This window comes from Ornithinibacillus californiensis (assembly GCF_001038485.1).
Lineage (GTDB): Bacteria > Bacillota > Bacilli > Bacillales > Amphibacillaceae > Ornithinibacillus > Ornithinibacillus californiensis.
In genome coordinates, this window is sequence record NZ_LDUE01000022.1 from 48,998 (window position 1) to 64,379 (window position 15,382).

At 36.8% G+C, this 15,382-nt stretch carries 17 protein-coding genes; 15 read left to right on the forward strand and 2 right to left on the reverse strand.

Annotated elements, in window-relative coordinates; genetic code table 11:
- Positions 1 to 53 precede the first annotated feature (53 nt).
- The 14 genes from TE34_RS06335 to TE34_RS20590 all read left to right on the forward strand — a co-directional run bounded on the left by TE34_RS06335 (position 54) and on the right by TE34_RS20590 (position 13,690).
- The gene (locus TE34_RS06335) at positions 54 to 1,208 is read left to right on the forward strand and encodes an NAD(P)-dependent oxidoreductase (protein WP_047983994.1); all 1,155 of its coding nucleotides are present in this window, start codon (positions 54 to 56) and stop codon (positions 1,206 to 1,208) included.
- Positions 1,209 to 1,268: 60 nt separating this feature from the next.
- Entirely contained in the window at positions 1,269 to 2,354 is a 1,086-nt protein-coding gene (locus tag TE34_RS06340; protein ID WP_047983995.1) for an acyltransferase family protein, read from the forward strand.
- The gene (locus tag TE34_RS06345; protein WP_047983996.1) at positions 2,351 to 3,070 is read left to right on the forward strand and encodes a metallophosphoesterase family protein; all 720 of its coding nucleotides are present in this window, start codon (positions 2,351 to 2,353) and stop codon (positions 3,068 to 3,070) included. Before TE34_RS06340 ends, TE34_RS06345 begins: the two co-directional genes overlap by 4 nt.
- 12 nt (positions 3,071 to 3,082) lie before the next feature.
- On the forward strand, positions 3,083 to 5,053 hold the full coding sequence (locus tag TE34_RS06350; protein ID WP_064971725.1) for an asparagine synthase-related protein: 1,971 nt from the start codon (positions 3,083 to 3,085) through the stop codon (positions 5,051 to 5,053).
- Positions 5,013 to 5,144 carry a paeninodin family lasso peptide gene (locus TE34_RS20965; protein ID WP_047983997.1) on the forward strand — a complete coding sequence of 44 codons (132 nt, stop codon included), beginning with the start codon at positions 5,013 to 5,015 and terminating at the stop codon, positions 5,142 to 5,144. Before TE34_RS06350 ends, TE34_RS20965 begins: the two co-directional genes overlap by 41 nt.
- Before the next feature lie 303 nt (positions 5,145 to 5,447).
- Entirely contained in the window at positions 5,448 to 7,370 is a 1,923-nt protein-coding gene (locus tag TE34_RS06360; RefSeq protein WP_047983998.1) for an asparagine synthase-related protein, read from the forward strand.
- A 22-nt stretch (positions 7,371 to 7,392) separates the two neighbouring features.
- Positions 7,393 to 7,551, forward strand: coding sequence for a paeninodin family lasso peptide (locus TE34_RS21615; protein WP_157037594.1), 159 nt, complete (start codon positions 7,393 to 7,395; stop codon positions 7,549 to 7,551).
- A gap of 67 nt (positions 7,552 to 7,618) precedes the next feature.
- Positions 7,619 to 8,566 carry a phosphoenolpyruvate carboxykinase (ATP) gene (locus TE34_RS06365; RefSeq protein ID WP_236687115.1) on the forward strand — a complete coding sequence of 316 codons (948 nt, stop codon included), beginning with the start codon at positions 7,619 to 7,621 and terminating at the stop codon, positions 8,564 to 8,566.
- Positions 8,547 to 8,837, forward strand: coding sequence for a lasso peptide biosynthesis PqqD family chaperone (locus TE34_RS06370; RefSeq protein ID WP_047983999.1), 291 nt, complete (start codon positions 8,547 to 8,549; stop codon positions 8,835 to 8,837). The genes TE34_RS06365 and TE34_RS06370 overlap by 20 nt, the downstream gene beginning before the upstream one ends.
- A gap of 15 nt (positions 8,838 to 8,852) precedes the next feature.
- A complete protein-coding gene (locus TE34_RS06375) occupies positions 8,853 to 9,296 on the forward strand; it encodes a lasso peptide biosynthesis B2 protein (protein WP_047984000.1) in 444 nt (147 codons plus the stop codon).
- 13 nt (positions 9,297 to 9,309) lie between these two features.
- On the forward strand, positions 9,310 to 10,479 hold the full coding sequence (locus TE34_RS06380) for a nucleotidyltransferase domain-containing protein (RefSeq protein WP_047984001.1): 1,170 nt from the start codon (positions 9,310 to 9,312) through the stop codon (positions 10,477 to 10,479).
- Positions 10,480 to 10,491: 12 nt separating this feature from the next.
- A complete protein-coding gene (locus tag TE34_RS06385) occupies positions 10,492 to 12,288 on the forward strand; it encodes an ABC transporter ATP-binding protein (RefSeq protein WP_047984002.1) in 1,797 nt (598 codons plus the stop codon).
- A gap of 39 nt (positions 12,289 to 12,327) precedes the next feature.
- A complete protein-coding gene (locus TE34_RS06390; RefSeq protein WP_047984003.1) occupies positions 12,328 to 13,335 on the forward strand; it encodes a metallophosphoesterase in 1,008 nt (335 codons plus the stop codon).
- A 178-nt stretch (positions 13,336 to 13,513) separates the two neighbouring features.
- On the forward strand, positions 13,514 to 13,690 hold the full coding sequence (locus tag TE34_RS20590; protein WP_084710641.1) for a DUF542 domain-containing protein: 177 nt from the start codon (positions 13,514 to 13,516) through the stop codon (positions 13,688 to 13,690).
- 77 nt (positions 13,691 to 13,767) lie between these two features.
- Here the strand turns inward: TE34_RS20590 and TE34_RS06395 are convergent, their stop codons facing one another.
- Positions 13,768 to 13,959 (reverse strand): hypothetical protein, encoded by a 192-nt coding sequence (locus TE34_RS06395; protein ID WP_047984004.1) that lies wholly within the window; start codon positions 13,957 to 13,959, stop codon positions 13,768 to 13,770.
- Between the two features lie 226 nt (positions 13,960 to 14,185).
- Between TE34_RS06395 and TE34_RS06400 the strand changes: the two genes are divergently transcribed.
- Positions 14,186 to 14,512 (forward strand): hypothetical protein, encoded by a 327-nt coding sequence (locus TE34_RS06400; RefSeq protein ID WP_047984005.1) that lies wholly within the window; start codon positions 14,186 to 14,188, stop codon positions 14,510 to 14,512.
- Positions 14,513 to 14,601: 89 nt separating this feature from the next.
- Here TE34_RS06400 and TE34_RS06405 read toward each other — a convergent pair.
- Positions 14,602 to 15,382: IS256 family transposase (locus tag TE34_RS06405; RefSeq protein WP_047983079.1), on the reverse strand; the 781-nt coding region annotated here is incomplete at its 5' end.

Consider the following 15,382-nt stretch of genomic DNA (forward strand, 5'->3'; position numbering starts at 1 on the left):
AACGAATGACTTCGGACTTTTTATTTTGTCTTCAATGAACTGGGGGAATTCATATGACAAAGACAGCTCGAATTGGAATTGTTGGAACTGGGCTTATTGGGAAAGGAATAGCAATTGAGGTTAGTAAACAACCTGAAATGAGGTTAGCGAAGGTTCTAACTCGTCGGGATATTGGGAAGATGAGTGACTATCCTTTTCAAGATGTTTTGACTAACTCAATTAAAGAGTTTTTAGTAGATATTGATTTACTAGTCGAATGCAGTGGTGATGTACTTTATGGAACAGAGATTATTGATAGAGCGATGAATCATTCCATACCTATTATTACAATGAATGCTGAGTTACAAGTGACTACTGGCTCTTATTTCGCCCGGAAAGGATTTATAACGGAGGCTGAAGGAGACCAACCAGGATGTTTAGCTTCTTTACATGAAAACGTAATTGCAATGGGATTTAAACCGTTAGTTTATGGGAATATTAAGGGCTTTTTAAATCTAGATCCAACTCCGGAGGATATGGAATATTGGTCGAATAGAAACGGAGTGCGAATCGATATGACTACTTCTTTTACTGATGGTACAAAGGTTCATGTCGAACAGGCGTTAGTTGCTAATGGGTTAGGAGTGGGTATTGCGAAGGATGGGTTGATTGCACCAAGCTCTGATGATTTAAATAAAACTGGAGAAGAACTGGCGGAAGTGGCAAAACGATTGAGACATCCAATCTCAGAGTTTGTTCTAGCACCGAAGGCTCCTCCTGGTGTGTTTATTACAGCTGAGCATGACGAGCGTCAAAAGGATGCCTTGAGATATTTTAAGATGGGTGAAGGTCCTTATTATACGATTCTCCAAAACTATCACCTTTGCCACCTAGAGGTAGTGAAGACTATTAAGCGAGTTATTCATGGTGGGGGAGTGTTATTGAATAACGGAAAGTATCCAAAGATAAGTGTTGCTGCAATTGCAAAGCAGACACTTCTACCAGGGGAGAAAATCGATAAGGGAATTGGTAGCTTCCAAGTAAGGGGAGAGGCTGTAAAGATTGGTTCTAATAAAGACCATGTCCCAATTGGATTATTAGTTGGTGCGATGATGAAGAACAAAGTGGAAGCAGGTGAAATCATTTCATTTGAAGATGTCGAATTGCCAGAAAGTCTAGCATTACAGGCTTGGCTTGAGATAGTGGAAAAAGCACCACTAAATATTTGATTGGCAGTAGTCAAAACAAGGGGGAAACAAAGAAAGAAACAGATTCGGAGGGGGACCATCTTGGAAAGAAACTATACAATAGACTATGTAAAGTTCATTGCTGTGGTATTAGTGGTTGGTGTTCATACGTTTACTTACAACATAAACTGGCAAGATAATCTGTTTATTTATGGATTAATACATTACTTTCCAAGATGGGTTATTCCCTATTTTTTTATAGTTTCAGGGTATCTATTAGGGGTGAAAATCTCTTTTTTAAAGCAGAGAAAAGACTATTTAAATCAGTACTTGTTTAAGTTAGTTAAATTATTCGTTACGTGGTTCTTTATATATGTACTCTTTGATCTCATGAATCGTGTTGTATACTCCATATATTTTGATAAGAATATTTGGTTAGAGATAATGAATTATTTTCATGACTTCTTTAGGGTTACTCTCCTATACGATGGTGTTATAGGAACAGGTTTCCATCTTTGGTTCTTAACTGCACTTATATGGTCCATTTTAATTTTATATATTTTTATTTATCTTGATAGAGTGCATTTTATTCTGTTATTAGGCTTTCTATTAAATATCATTGGCCTATTTGGCCAGACATATGGAAGTATTTTTCAGGTGTCTTTTGATACTAGAGATGCCCTGTTCTTTGGACTGTTTTATATTACACTTGGATATTACATAGGTAGCAACAACGATGCAATAATAAATAAGTGTGAAAAGGTGAAATCGCGGTATTTAATTCTAATCTTTATCTTATCTTCTATCATGCAAGTAACAGAAAAAGTTTCCATTTATCATTGGTTTGCAGCAACTGACGGAATAGGCGAATACTATCTTTCTACTATACCGATGACGGTCAGTCTTTTTATTCTTGTACTGAAATATCGTTACTTGGGTAAAAATAATATTATTGCTGATCTGGGAGGGGCTGCAGTAGGGATTTATGTTGCTCACATGGTAATCCTCAGTACGGTTATCTTACTTATGCAGTTTTTAAACATTGATCATTGGAGAGAAAATTATATCGTCAATCTTGTGTTAGTACTGATAGTAATATACATCTCTTATTACACCTATATACTGATAAATACTTTCTTGTTCCATTTTAAAAATTTATTAATGAACAGAAAAGAGGTTACGTTGTGAAACTTGCATTTCTATCCGATATACATGGGAACTCAATTGCTCTAAAAGCAGTTCTTCATGATATTCAAAAATTAAATGTAGATAAAATAATGGTTTTAGGGGACCTCTGTTATCGTGGGATACAACCAAAGGAATCGTTAGAGTTGGTTAAAGGACTGGATGCAGAAGTTATTAAGGGCAATGCAGATGAATGGATTGTACGTGGTGTGCTTGAGGGAGAGGTCCCAGTTGACGCACTGGACATGATGAATACGGAACGTGAGTGGGGTGTATCCAAGCTTACACAAAATGACATAGAGTATCTTCGTTCACTTCCAACTGAGTTGCGTTTAGAGTTTAGCGGAACTAGGATCCATGCATTTCACGCAACTCCTAATGATTTGTTTGATGTTGTTCAGCCTTTTGAAAGTGATCAAACACTTAGAGAAAAATTGGTGAAATCAGATTCAGATATTTATATTTACGCACATATACATAAGGCATTTGTTCGATACATAAATGGAAAATGTTTTATTAATACAGGCAGTGTTGGGCTACCATTTGATGGGCTAGGTAAAGCATCCTATGCATTAGTAGAGCTTGGGGAGGATGAATTTGAAGTTTCGATTCGAAGGGTTAACTACAACATAGAGGATGTTTTAAATCAACTGCGGAATTCTGATTATCCAAACAAAACTCTATTAAATTCATTATTGAAAAGATCTTCGAATGGGTAATGGGTCGATATTATGAGTGCAATTGTTGGTGTTTTACAAAGTGATAAGAGATCCATTTCATGTGAGGTAGTTCATAAAATGATGGAAGACCTCCAAAAGTATCCATCCGATGATAGTCAGGTTTGGACGGGGAATCATGTTTTTTTAGGTTGCCATCACCAATGGATTACTCCTGAATCTATTGGTGAGAGATTACCTTATGTTGATGGCGATAGACAGTTAGCTATTACAGCTGATGCGATAATTGATAACCGTAGTGAATTGTTCGAAAAATTGCAGATTGAAATGGCTGATAGAAAATATATAACCGACAGTCAGTTGCTTTTACTGGGCTATGATAAGTGGAAGGAAGAACTACCTAAGCACCTTGTTGGTGATTTTGCTTTTATGATCTGGGATGAAAAAGAACAAAGGCTATTTGGGGCCAGGGATTTCTCTGGGGCTAGAACACTATATTATACGAACAACTCAACACAATTTGCCTTTTGTACTGTCATACACCCATTATTTCTATTACCCAACGTGAGTAAAAAAATAAATGATATGTGGCTAGCAGAATATCTAGCGATACCCAATATGATTGATGCGATAGATGTTTCACAGAGTGTTTTTGAAGACATCAATCAGGTTCCTCCAGCACATTCGATAACTGTAAAGAATGGCAGGGTCACTATTTCTAGATACTGTACACTCGAAGCGGAGCGTACAATTCGGTATAAGAAAGATTCCGATTATGTAGAGGCTTTTCAAGAAATATTCAAGGAAGCTGTAGATGCAAGGTTACGTTCAGCCTTTCCAGTTGGAGCACAATTAAGTGGAGGGTTGGACTCCGGATCAGTGGTTAGTTTTGCTGCTCATTCGTTGCGTAAGGAAAATAAGATATTACATACATTTAGTTCGATTCCTGAAGAGGGATTTGAGGATTGGACACCGAGGCACCGCATGGCGGATGAAAGACCATTTATGAAGGAAACAGAAAAATATGTGGGGAATATCCATGCTAACTATTTAAGCTTTAATGGAAAAAATCCTTACTCTGAAATAGATGGCTGGTTAGAGATGATGGAAATGCCTTATAAGTTTTTTGAGAACTCCGTGTGGGTTAAAGGATTTAGTGAGAAAGCACAGGAGAGTGGAATACGGGTCATGTTAAATGGCGCGAGAGGAAACTTTGGTATTTCTTGGGGGAGAGCTTTAGATTACCACGCGAATCTATTAAGGCGAGTTAAGTGGATGACGTTGTATCGCGAAATGACTAGCTACAGCAAAAATATGGATGTAGACAATTCGCGTGTTTTTTCTATCATTTTTAATAAGGCTTTTCGAAATGCTAGATTAGAAGGTTATCGCTTACCTGAAATAATTAATGCTAAATTTGCTAGACGTACTGATATTTATCGGAAGCTCGAACAGTATGACTTCTATAATAAGCCCAAAGGTATGGGCGAATTACGTAAGCAACACTTTCGAGAGCCATATATGTGGAATGCAACGGGAACTTCGAATACAAAGTTATCCATGAAATATTCTTTATGGCACAGAGATCCTACTAATGATTATCGGGTAATCCAATATTGTTTATCTCTTCCAGAAGAACAATTTGTCCAACAAGGTCTTGATCGTGCATTGATTCGAAGAGCTACAATGGGATTCTTGCCTGATAAAGTGAGGTTGAACCAGCGTGTACGCGGAATTCAAGGTGTCGATTGGGTACAACGTGTGATACCTGAATGGGGGAAGCTTCAGGCTGAAGTGCAAGAACTAATACAAGATCCAGTTGTAAGTAATTATCTAGATACAAAGGTAGTAAAACAAATAGCTGATAAATATAGAATGGAACCGAGTAACAATCAAGCATCTAATCCTGAGTTGAGGATTTTAATGCGAATCATAATTCTTTATCGATTCTTAAAAAACATTGATCTGAAAGGAGGTGGAATCGTTGAAGAAAGAATGGAAGCAGCCGGCATTAGAAATCCTTGATTTTCGTTATACATTAATGGGTCCTGGAATAAGAGATGTTGATTTTACTTACGAAGATGAGGATGAGGTAGCACATCTTCATAAAAGCTAAATTCGCTTCAAATTGCCCTTATGCTTACCTAGTATAAGGGCTAATTTTTTTGTATGTTGGTAAGATTTTAGTTTAGCAATCATATATAAATAATTCAAAATAAAACTTTTTTAAATTAGTAAATACAATTGACACATAGTAGAAAAGGTGGTATTTTAACTGTAATCGTTCTTTATAAAGTCCGAATCAATACTTTATAAAGATTAACAAGGTGATTCTTTTCTTGTTAAATGATTGGTTATGCCTTAATTGTTCTTTATTTAGAACTGTTACTGCGTTTTGTTGTTCGTTTAGGAGGGTATGATGAGTGCAATTGTAGGTATTTATTGTTTAGATAAGGATTTAGTTCCTTTAGAACATAGCAATAGTTTAATGGAATCATTGACCAGGTTTCCTTCTGATGAGCGAGCAATTTGGCATGAACATCAAATATTTATGGGGTGTCACGCCCAATGGATAACCCCAGAATCAATCGAGGAAAAGCTGCCTTATTACGATGCAGAAAAGAAGCTCGCTATTACTGCTGATGCCATAATTGATAATAGAGAAGAATTATTCCAGATTCTTAACATTCCCAAGGAAAAGAATTGTCTGCCAGATAGTCTACTGATATTGCTGGCATACGCAAAATGGGGCGAGGATACTCCTAAATACTTGCAAGGTGATTTTGCATTCATGATTTGGGATGAAAAGGAAGAAAAACTGTTTGGGGCAAGGGACTTTTCTGGAACAAGGACATTATATTACTATCACGATTATCGACGCTTTACCTTTTCTACAATTATTGAACCTCTTTTTACGTTACCGTATATTAAAAAGCAGATCAACGAAGAGTGGTTAGCTGAATTTCTAGCGATTCCTTCTATGGTTGAAGCGGTGGATATGGGGTCAACAGTCTATAAAGGAATTAGTCAATTACCTCCATCTCACAGTATTACTGTTCATGATGGAAGAGTTAAGTTAAAGCGTTACTTCACTATGGAAGTGAAGGAAAAGTTGAAATTAGGTTCCAATGAAGAATATGAAGAGGCATTTCGTGATGTACTTGGGAAGGCAATAAAAGTTCGGCTTAGAACCAATGGGAATGTTGGCTCTCATTTGAGTGGAGGACTAGATTCAGGTTCTGTCGTTAGTTTGGCTTCAAAGGAATTACGAAAACAAGATAAAGTTCTACATACTTTTAGTTATGTTCCCCTTGAAAGTTTTCAAGATTGGACACCATATTATTATGTTGCGGATGAGGGTCCGCTTATCAAAGAAATCGTTAATTATGTAGGAAATATTAAAGATAACTGTTTACGTTTTCCTGATAAAAGTCCATTAAATGATGTAGAAGAGTTTCTTGAAATAATGGAGATGCCGTATAAGTTCTTTGAAAACTCATTTTGGTTAAAAGGGATTAGTGAAGTTGCTAGTAAGAAAGGTATTAAAGTTTTATTAAATGGTGCAAGAGGAAACCATTCAATCTCATGGGGGTCACTAAACCTTACGTATACGTATTATATGGAGTTAATGAAAAAGTTGAGATGGATCTCTTTGAATAGGGAATTGAATAATTACTGTACTAATTATCATACAGGTAAACGGGTAGTGGTGCCATTTCTGGTTAATAAAATAATGAAAAGTAAGCAACAACAGCCCTATCAAGATCAACCGATTATTAATCCTAGCTTTGCTGAAAAAACTAATGTTTACGAAAAAATGGAGGTTTATGGGTTTCGGGATATCTCTAAGCCAACTAATCTAAATGACTATAGAAACCTCTATTACAAACAGTTATACGTATGGAATAAAAGCGGTGTAGCAGGTACAAAGTTATCATTACGATATGGTCTATGGGACAGAGATCCAACTAATGATATAAATGTCATTCGTTTTTGTTTATCTATACCGAAAGAACAGTATGTAACAAGTGGGATGGATAGATCGATTATTAGGAGGGCAATGAAAGGGTATCTCCCAGATAAAGTAAGACTTAACCATAAAACTAGAGGATTACAGGGAGCTGATGTAGTTCAACGGATGAGTTCAGACTGGGGTTCCTATCTTAGTGAAATACAAGAAATGTTAGATAGCAAAATACTAGAGGATTATGTTGATTATGGGGTTATTAGAATGGCCTTCAATAAAGTAAGAAATGGACCAGAACCAGAGTTATTGTTTTCGGATGATTTTAAGATATTAAATCGGTGTCTTATTGTTCAGCGGTTTTTGAAATCTATATAAAACAGAAGGAGGTGAACCGAAAATGAAGAAATCCTGGAAAATACCTATCTTAGAAACACTAGATATTAGAATGACGATGAACGGACCAGGAAATGCAAATGCCGATTGTTTTGATGTTTCAGATGGGAAGGAAGAAACTCATGAGGGAAGGTCAAATGCAAGTTGTCTAGGCGGTAGCTAGATTATTAATAACTCGGCCCTTCTATGATAATGAAAGGGCCTTTTTTATAAAAAAGTAGGTGAACAGGTTGAGTATAAAAGCGTTAAAAAGAACCTTATATAAAGCATTTGGCCTTTCCATTCTTAGTGATGCTATTCTACCGGAGCTTCAAAAAGGAGAGGGTTCTAGTACTGCAGAGGTTTATATAAAAATTGAAGACTTATCACGGCTATGGTCAATAACAGCTGAACCTAACCGATATTTCACTGTAAAAGAAGACTTCTGCATGTTTGAAATTCCCAACGTAGCCATATACATGGTTGAAAAAGGTTCTACAATTACTATTTCACCGATGCCAGGAGCTAAGGAAGATCAAATTCGGTTATACCTGTTAGGTACTTGTATGGGAGCCTTGCTATTTCAACGTAAGGTTCTTCCTTTACACGGGAGTGCTGTTGTAATCGATGGAAAGGCATATGCCATAGTTGGCGATTCTGGAGCAGGAAAATCAACACTTGCATCAGCCTTTTTGCAAAGAGGGTATCAATTATTAACGGATGACATTGTTCCAGTGACTCTTTCGGATGATGGTTATCCCATGGTAATACCTGGGTATCCACAACAAAAATTATGGATAGAGAGTTTAAATCACTTTGGAATGAATTCAAAACATCTACGTCCAATTATTGATAGAGAGGATAAATATGCAATTTCTGTGAGAAATCAGTTTATTAGTAGTCAAGTTCCACTGGCGGGAGTATTAGAGCTAACAAAAGGAGATTGTAATGCTATTCAAGTAACACCTATTTCTAAGCTTGAACGCCTACACAAGCTCTACTATCATACCTATCGAAACTTTTTAGTCCCTCGTTCCGGTTTAATGGAATGGCACTTTCATTTGACGACTACTATTGCTAGGAAATTAGATTTTTATCAGATTGAAAGGCCAAGTTCCCGTTTTACAGCATTTGAAATTGTAGATTTACTGTTAGAGTACCAAAAGAGGAGTGAACCAAATGATACAAACCATTTCTAGATTTAAAGTGGTAAGTCAGGTAACTGGAAATATCACTAGTGATATGGCAGGAGAGAAGGTTATGTTAAGCATTACTAACGGAAAATATTATAACCTTGGTGAAGTTGGCGGAGATATTTGGGATCTAATCAAAGAACCCATTTCAGTTAGTGAAATAATTGACATAATGGTTACGAAGTACGAAGTAGATATCAAGGATTGTGAACAACAGGTATTACAATTCTTAGAGCAACTGTTAAAAGAGGAACTTATCAAAATGGAAGATTACTAGAAAGGGAACGGTATAATGCATAAGCTCAGGATTTTTATGTCTATTGATCATAAATTAAAATGGCTATTATTAGAATCCTATTTTTATTTGTTCAAGGCACGTATCTTGAAGCTCAGAGCATTTCCAAGGCTTGCACCTTCTCTTGGGGAGCAAATGCAAGAAACCCCTTTACAGCTAAATTTCAATAAAAGAAAAGAGTTATCGGAAATATCCCAAGCTATTCATCTAGCTAGTCGATATACACTTTGGGAAAGTGAATGTCTTGTTAAGGCGATAGCTGCTATGAAAATGCTAGAAAGACGGAATATGGAAAGTACTCTATACCTTGGAACTGCTAAGGACGATTCAGGTAAGCTGATTGCACATGCATGGCTACGGAGTGGTCCTTATTTTATAACTGGTGCAGAAGGGATGGAGAAATTTACAGTTGTACATACGTTTGCAAAGAACATCTCGTGAGAAGGAGATAACCATGGTAGACTTTATGCTACGTTTGGAAAAGGTACCAAACGAATTACGATACATTATCGAACAATTACAAGAAGAGCGAAGAAATGTAGACGTTGATCTTCAGCAGTTAGACTGGGAACTTGTTAAGGAATTAAGTCTGCACCATAGGGTATACCCAAGTCTATATACAAGGTTATTAGAATTTGGGTCTGATATAGTGCCAACTGATGTAATTGATTTCTTGTCGTATCACTATAAAAGAAATACGTATCAAATGCTGTATTTAACTGGAGAGATGTTACATCTGTCTCAATTATTTTCTACCCGTCAGATTCCATTGCTTTTTTTAAAGGGCCCCCATCTGGCAAAAGAATTATACGGAGATAGCTCCTTACGTACGTCCAGTGATCTAGATGTTCTTGTGCCTATTAAACGATTGAAGCAGGCTGAAGTGCTACTGGAAGAACAGGGGTATATAAAAAATGATTACATCCAAACAGTACTTGGTGACTGGAAATGGCGTCATCACCATGTTAGCTATTACCACCCAGAGAAAAAGATAAAAGTGGAACTACATTGGCGCTTACACCCTGGCCCCGGAAAAGAGCCTGGCTTTCAAGAGCTTTGGGATCGGAGAGAAGTAAATAAGTCTAATGACATTCCACTTGATATGCTCGGAAAAGAAGATTTGTTTTTATTTTTAATTGCTCATGGTTCCAGGCATGGGTGGTCAAGATTACGATGGTTGGTTGATATAAAGCAGATGGTCAATCTAGAGATGGATTGGCAATTAATTACTAATATTTTAAATAGATATCACTATTCCAATGTGGTTGGGCAAGCATTAATACTAGTTTCACAGTTATTTAATGAGGCAATAGACGAGAAGGTGCAACCACTTACTTTAAGAGGAGCATCTCGCAAGTTGGCCCAGGAAGCTATTTTTTATTTGGAATCAATGATTAACTTACATAACGAACCAGTACCTAATGAAGTTGCGAGTTATCATAAGAAACATTTATTTTCTTTAATGTCATTTCAGCAGAAAACCTTATTTATGTTGAGCTTTTTATATCCATATCCAGAGGATACAGAACTGTTAAGGTTACCGAATAAACTTCATTTTTTATACTTTCCATTGCGTCCTGTTCTTTGGTTGGTGCGCAGATTACGTAAACGGGTAATTCTATAGGGGGCTAATCGCTTGAGACATATACTCTACTTTTTAAAACAAATACATAGTTATTCGGGGAAGATTGTCTATTTAAATCTATTTGGCATGCTTGGTATCGGATTACTAGAGGGTGTTGGAATTCTACTTCTAGTACCGTTAATAAGCCTTAGCGGAATAGTAGAAATGAGTGCCGATGCGCTACCGTTATTAAATATGTTTAGTTTTTTTCAAGAGATTCCAAGTTCCATCGGGTTACCAATCGTACTAGGCATATTTGTACTAATAGTGATTGGACAAAATCTAGTAAATCGTCAATTGACAGTAAAAAATGCTAAACTTCAGCATGGGTTCTTAAGGTATATGCGTTTAGAAACGTATCAGTTATTACTTCAAGCGAATTGGGAATTCTTTATGAAGCAAAGAAAAACCGACCTCATCAATATCATTACATCAGAAATCGCTCGCGCTAGTGCGGGGACACATTCGCTATTACAGTTTTTTGCCTCGTTTGTTTTCACCGTGATCCAGATAGGACTAGCATTTTATCTTTCTCCAACCATTACTATCTTTGTCTTGCTTAGTGGATTAGTATTAATATTCTTTAATCGGAAGTTTTTAAAGCGTTCATTATCCTTGGGACAGCGAACCTATGAATTAGGTAGAAATTATCTAGGGGGAGTAACAGATCAAATTAATGGCATTAAGGATATCAAGAGTAATTTACTAGAGCAATCTAGGATGGAATGGTTCGAATCTATAACAGAGCAGATGCAGCATGAGCAGGTTGAATATACACGTTTACGTTCGTTATCTCAGCTTTTCTATAAAATTGCTTCTGCTTTCTTAATTGCTACTTTTATCTACGTTGCTGTTTTACTATTTAGTGCTCAAGCTGGACAATTAATGTTAATCATTATTCTTTTTTCTAGACTTTGGCCCCGGGTAGCGGGAATTCAAGCCTCTATGGAACAGATAGCGGCAACACTTCCTTCTTTCAAAGTAGTTAAGGCGCTCCAACAGGAGTGTATAGAAGCGAAAGAATTTGATACCAATGAAGGAGAAGGATTAGAAACGTTGATTCTAGAGAGGAGTCTGAGATGTGAGGATGTCTTCTTCCGTTATCATGCATCCAAGTCGAAATATGCCCTGCAAAATATCTCGATTGAAATTCCAGCCAATCAAATGACAGCCTTTGTTGGCCGTTCTGGTGCAGGGAAAAGTACGTTAATCGATTTAATCATGGGGTTAAACCAACCGGAGAAAGGCAAAATCACCATGGATGAAGCTATATTAACTGGTAAAAATATTATGGCATTAAGGAAAGCTATTGGATATGTTCCACAGGATCCATTTTTATTTCATGCTAGTGTCAGAGAAAATCTTCTACTTGTTAAGCCAGACGCTAGTGAGGATGAATTGTGGGAGGCTTTGCAGTTTTCCTCTGCAGCTGAATTTGTACGGAAGCTACCAGAAGGTCTTGGTACATTAATCGGTGACCGCGGAATAAAGTTATCGGGGGGAGAAAGACAAAGGCTTGTACTAGCACGAGCTATTTTAAGAAAGCCATCCATACTTGTGTTAGACGAAGCTACAAGCTCCTTAGATACGGAAAATGAGTCCAAAATTCAGGAAGCTTTAGAGCATCTAAAAGGAAAAATGACCATCATTGTCATCGCCCACAGATTATCAACCATACGAAATGCTGATCAAGTTATTGTATTAGATGATGGAAAGGTTATACAAAAAGGAAAATTTGCCCAACTATCCAGGGAACGGAAGAGTGTTTTTAGTAATTTGTTACAGAGTCAAATCGAAGCATTATTATAATTGGTTTAATTGAAATGAAGATATTGGGGCGCGATAGATGTGTTAAAATTCATCGGAAGGATTGTTAAATTGGTTCTAGTAGTTATTATTGCTTTTGTTGTATTTGTAATATGGGATAATCACCGTATTAAGATAGTGGAGCAAGAGATACATATCGAAGCTTTACCCGGACAATTAGAAGGTTTCCGTATCCTGCAGGTAAGTGATCTTCATGAGAAAGAATTTGGCAAAAATCAACGGAGATTAATTAAGAAAATCAATTCGATTGATTATGATGTACTTGTGTTTACAGGGGATATGATGGATGAGATAAATAGTACCAATTATGAGGCTGTTTACTCCATAATAGAGGGAATTGAAAATAAACAAATGATGTTATATGTGCCTGGAAATGCAGATCCGTATAGTTACGAGATAGAACCAAGCTTTGGTAAAAGTGACTTCATTAAGGGAATGGAGGAACGGGGAGTCACTTTGCTAGAGTCCGTTGCTAGTTTAGAAGTAGAAGGTTCAGCTGTTCATTTTGTAGAGTTTGAGCTAGCTATCATTAAGAGACCGGAATTTGTGTCAGAAACAGAGGGGATTGTCCAACCTCCATATGTGGTAGACCCGCAGTTTATGGCACATCATAAAAAGCTTTGGGAAGAAATGACCTTGTTGGATGATACCGACCCAAGTGATGTTGTAATTGCTTTGAATCATTATCCTGTAGTTGATAATCGCATTGATTTTATTAAGGATGAACCTATACATTTCTGGAGAGAGTTTGATTTAATCATGGCAGGTCATTATCATGGTGGACAGATAAGGCTCCCGTTTAAAGGTGCGATTTTTGTACCAGAAGCATGGTATGAATCTGGGGGAATATTTCCACCGGAGAACAGAGTTAAAGGTTTATGGGAATATGAAGGCACAAAGCAGTATGTTAGTACAGGTTTAGGGAGTAGTGATGCTATTTCCTTCTTAAACTTTAGATTATTCAATCCACCAGAGATAAATGTTGTGGAGTTGGTGAGACAGAGAGCCAGTGAACTACCACCCGAATAATCGGGAAGAAAGGTGAGTGAGAGTTGAAGTTGACTCTCGCTCACTTTTTTTGTTTTGGGACAGTAAACCTATCTCTGTCCCTTCACAACATTTTCAATTTCCTGTGATATGCATCACAGAAATTTTAATATCCTCAGACTACAATTAACATGAAAATAAATTATTAGGAGTGATTTCGATGACATTTACCGTTAAACATACACCAGCAGATATAGTTAAGAAATTCCCAAAGGCAAGTAATTTATTTAAGAAATATAAAATTGACTTCTGTTGTGGCGGAAAGCGTCCACTTAAGTTAAGCTTTGCAGAATTAGATTTAGATGAAAATATCATTCTTGATGAATTGAGAAAATAATATTTTATTTGCTAGATTATAGGATAGGGGGACTGTCCCTCTGTGAAATAATTCACAGAGGGACAGTCCCCTCAACCTTAAAACTGCCTTTTGCTACCGTCTAGCTCCAACGAAACGGTTAATCTTGAACCATGAAATGATGGTGTTATACTTAGAATCCGAGCACCTCCTCGTTCTGCATAAATTGCTATCTTTTGTAATTCTTCCATACTGTAAACAGATCTACTTATACGAATAGGTTTCCTGGTTTGTAAGCTTTGCACGTACATAAAATCCCCTCCGTAAATCCAGTAGACAATCCCATCTAAAGGTTGACATTTTTTCTGTGATAAATAATATACCTAAGAGTATTTCATTTTATGTAGTAACAACCTGTCTCATGAATGAAAAAGACAATGACATGCTTAGGAAAGTATATAGTGGGACAAGGAACCTGTCCCTGAATCCCGCCTTGTGTTAAAATAATAGGTACTAATAAATATTTTGGGGGATTTTATGAATAAAGAATCATCGAATAGAGGACCTTGGTTAATTATTTTGTTTTTAAGTGTTGTGCTTATTGTTGGGTTGATTCTTAATCAGCCTATGACGAGGGATAAGGTTATGGAAAGAGCGAAGGATTTTGTCTCCGATGACTTTGAAGTGGTTTCTACACTGTTCATTCCGATGAATGAAAATGAACTTGGTGCTGATTTATGGGAAGTTGAATTAATGAATGATGAGGAAGATAAGGCGATATTAACCATAAATGCGCAGAGTGAGAATTTAGTTTATGGTAGGATTGAGGATGGCAAAACTGGTGAGATTTTGGAGGAGCTGTAGCAAGGGGGCTACAGCTTTTATATTGTATTTATTGATGAAATGGTGAAGTTACGGGGTTGTCAAATAAAGTGTGTAAGTTCTAATACACACTAGCTATATTTGAGAACCCTATCCTTCAATCGTTCATTCATTAATAGTTGGTTTAAGGCTAGAGACCAGCCTTGAATAAAGCCGCCACCATTCCACTTATTTTCTAATTCTTTCACTCTTAAATACAGTACTTTAAGTAGGGCATTTTCGTTGGGAAATGCTCCTTTTTTCGTTACTTTTCTAAAACTAGAGTGGATACTTTCTACTGCGTTAGTTGTATACATGATTTTACGGACAGCACTACCGTAGTCAAATAATTGTTCTACATGTTCAAAGTTTCTTTCCCAGACATCTATAGCTCCAGGATAGGCAGACCATTGTTGCTTAAAGGATTCAAACGTACTTTGACAGGCCTTTAGACTTTGAGCTCCATAAACCTTCCTTAAAGAAGATGTAAAAGCTCTATAATCCTTATTTGGAACATATTTAATGGAATTACGAATTAAATGGACAATACATCTTTGGACAGTGACATCAGGGAAAATAGAGCGAGCTCCTTCTTCTAATCCAGATACACCATCCATGGAAATAAAGAAGATGTCTTCAACTCCTCTTGCCTTAATTTCATCAAAGATTTGCATCCACTTATGCTTGCTTTCTGTTTCATTTAGCCACAAGCCAAGGATGTCTTTTTTGCCCTCCATTGTATAGCCCAAAATAGTATAAACGGCATACTTTTTAGTTTCGTATTGATTGCGTATGGTTGTATACATACAGTCTACAAAAACAAAAGGATAACATTCATTTAAAGGACGACTTTGCCAGTCTTCTAGTTCAGGC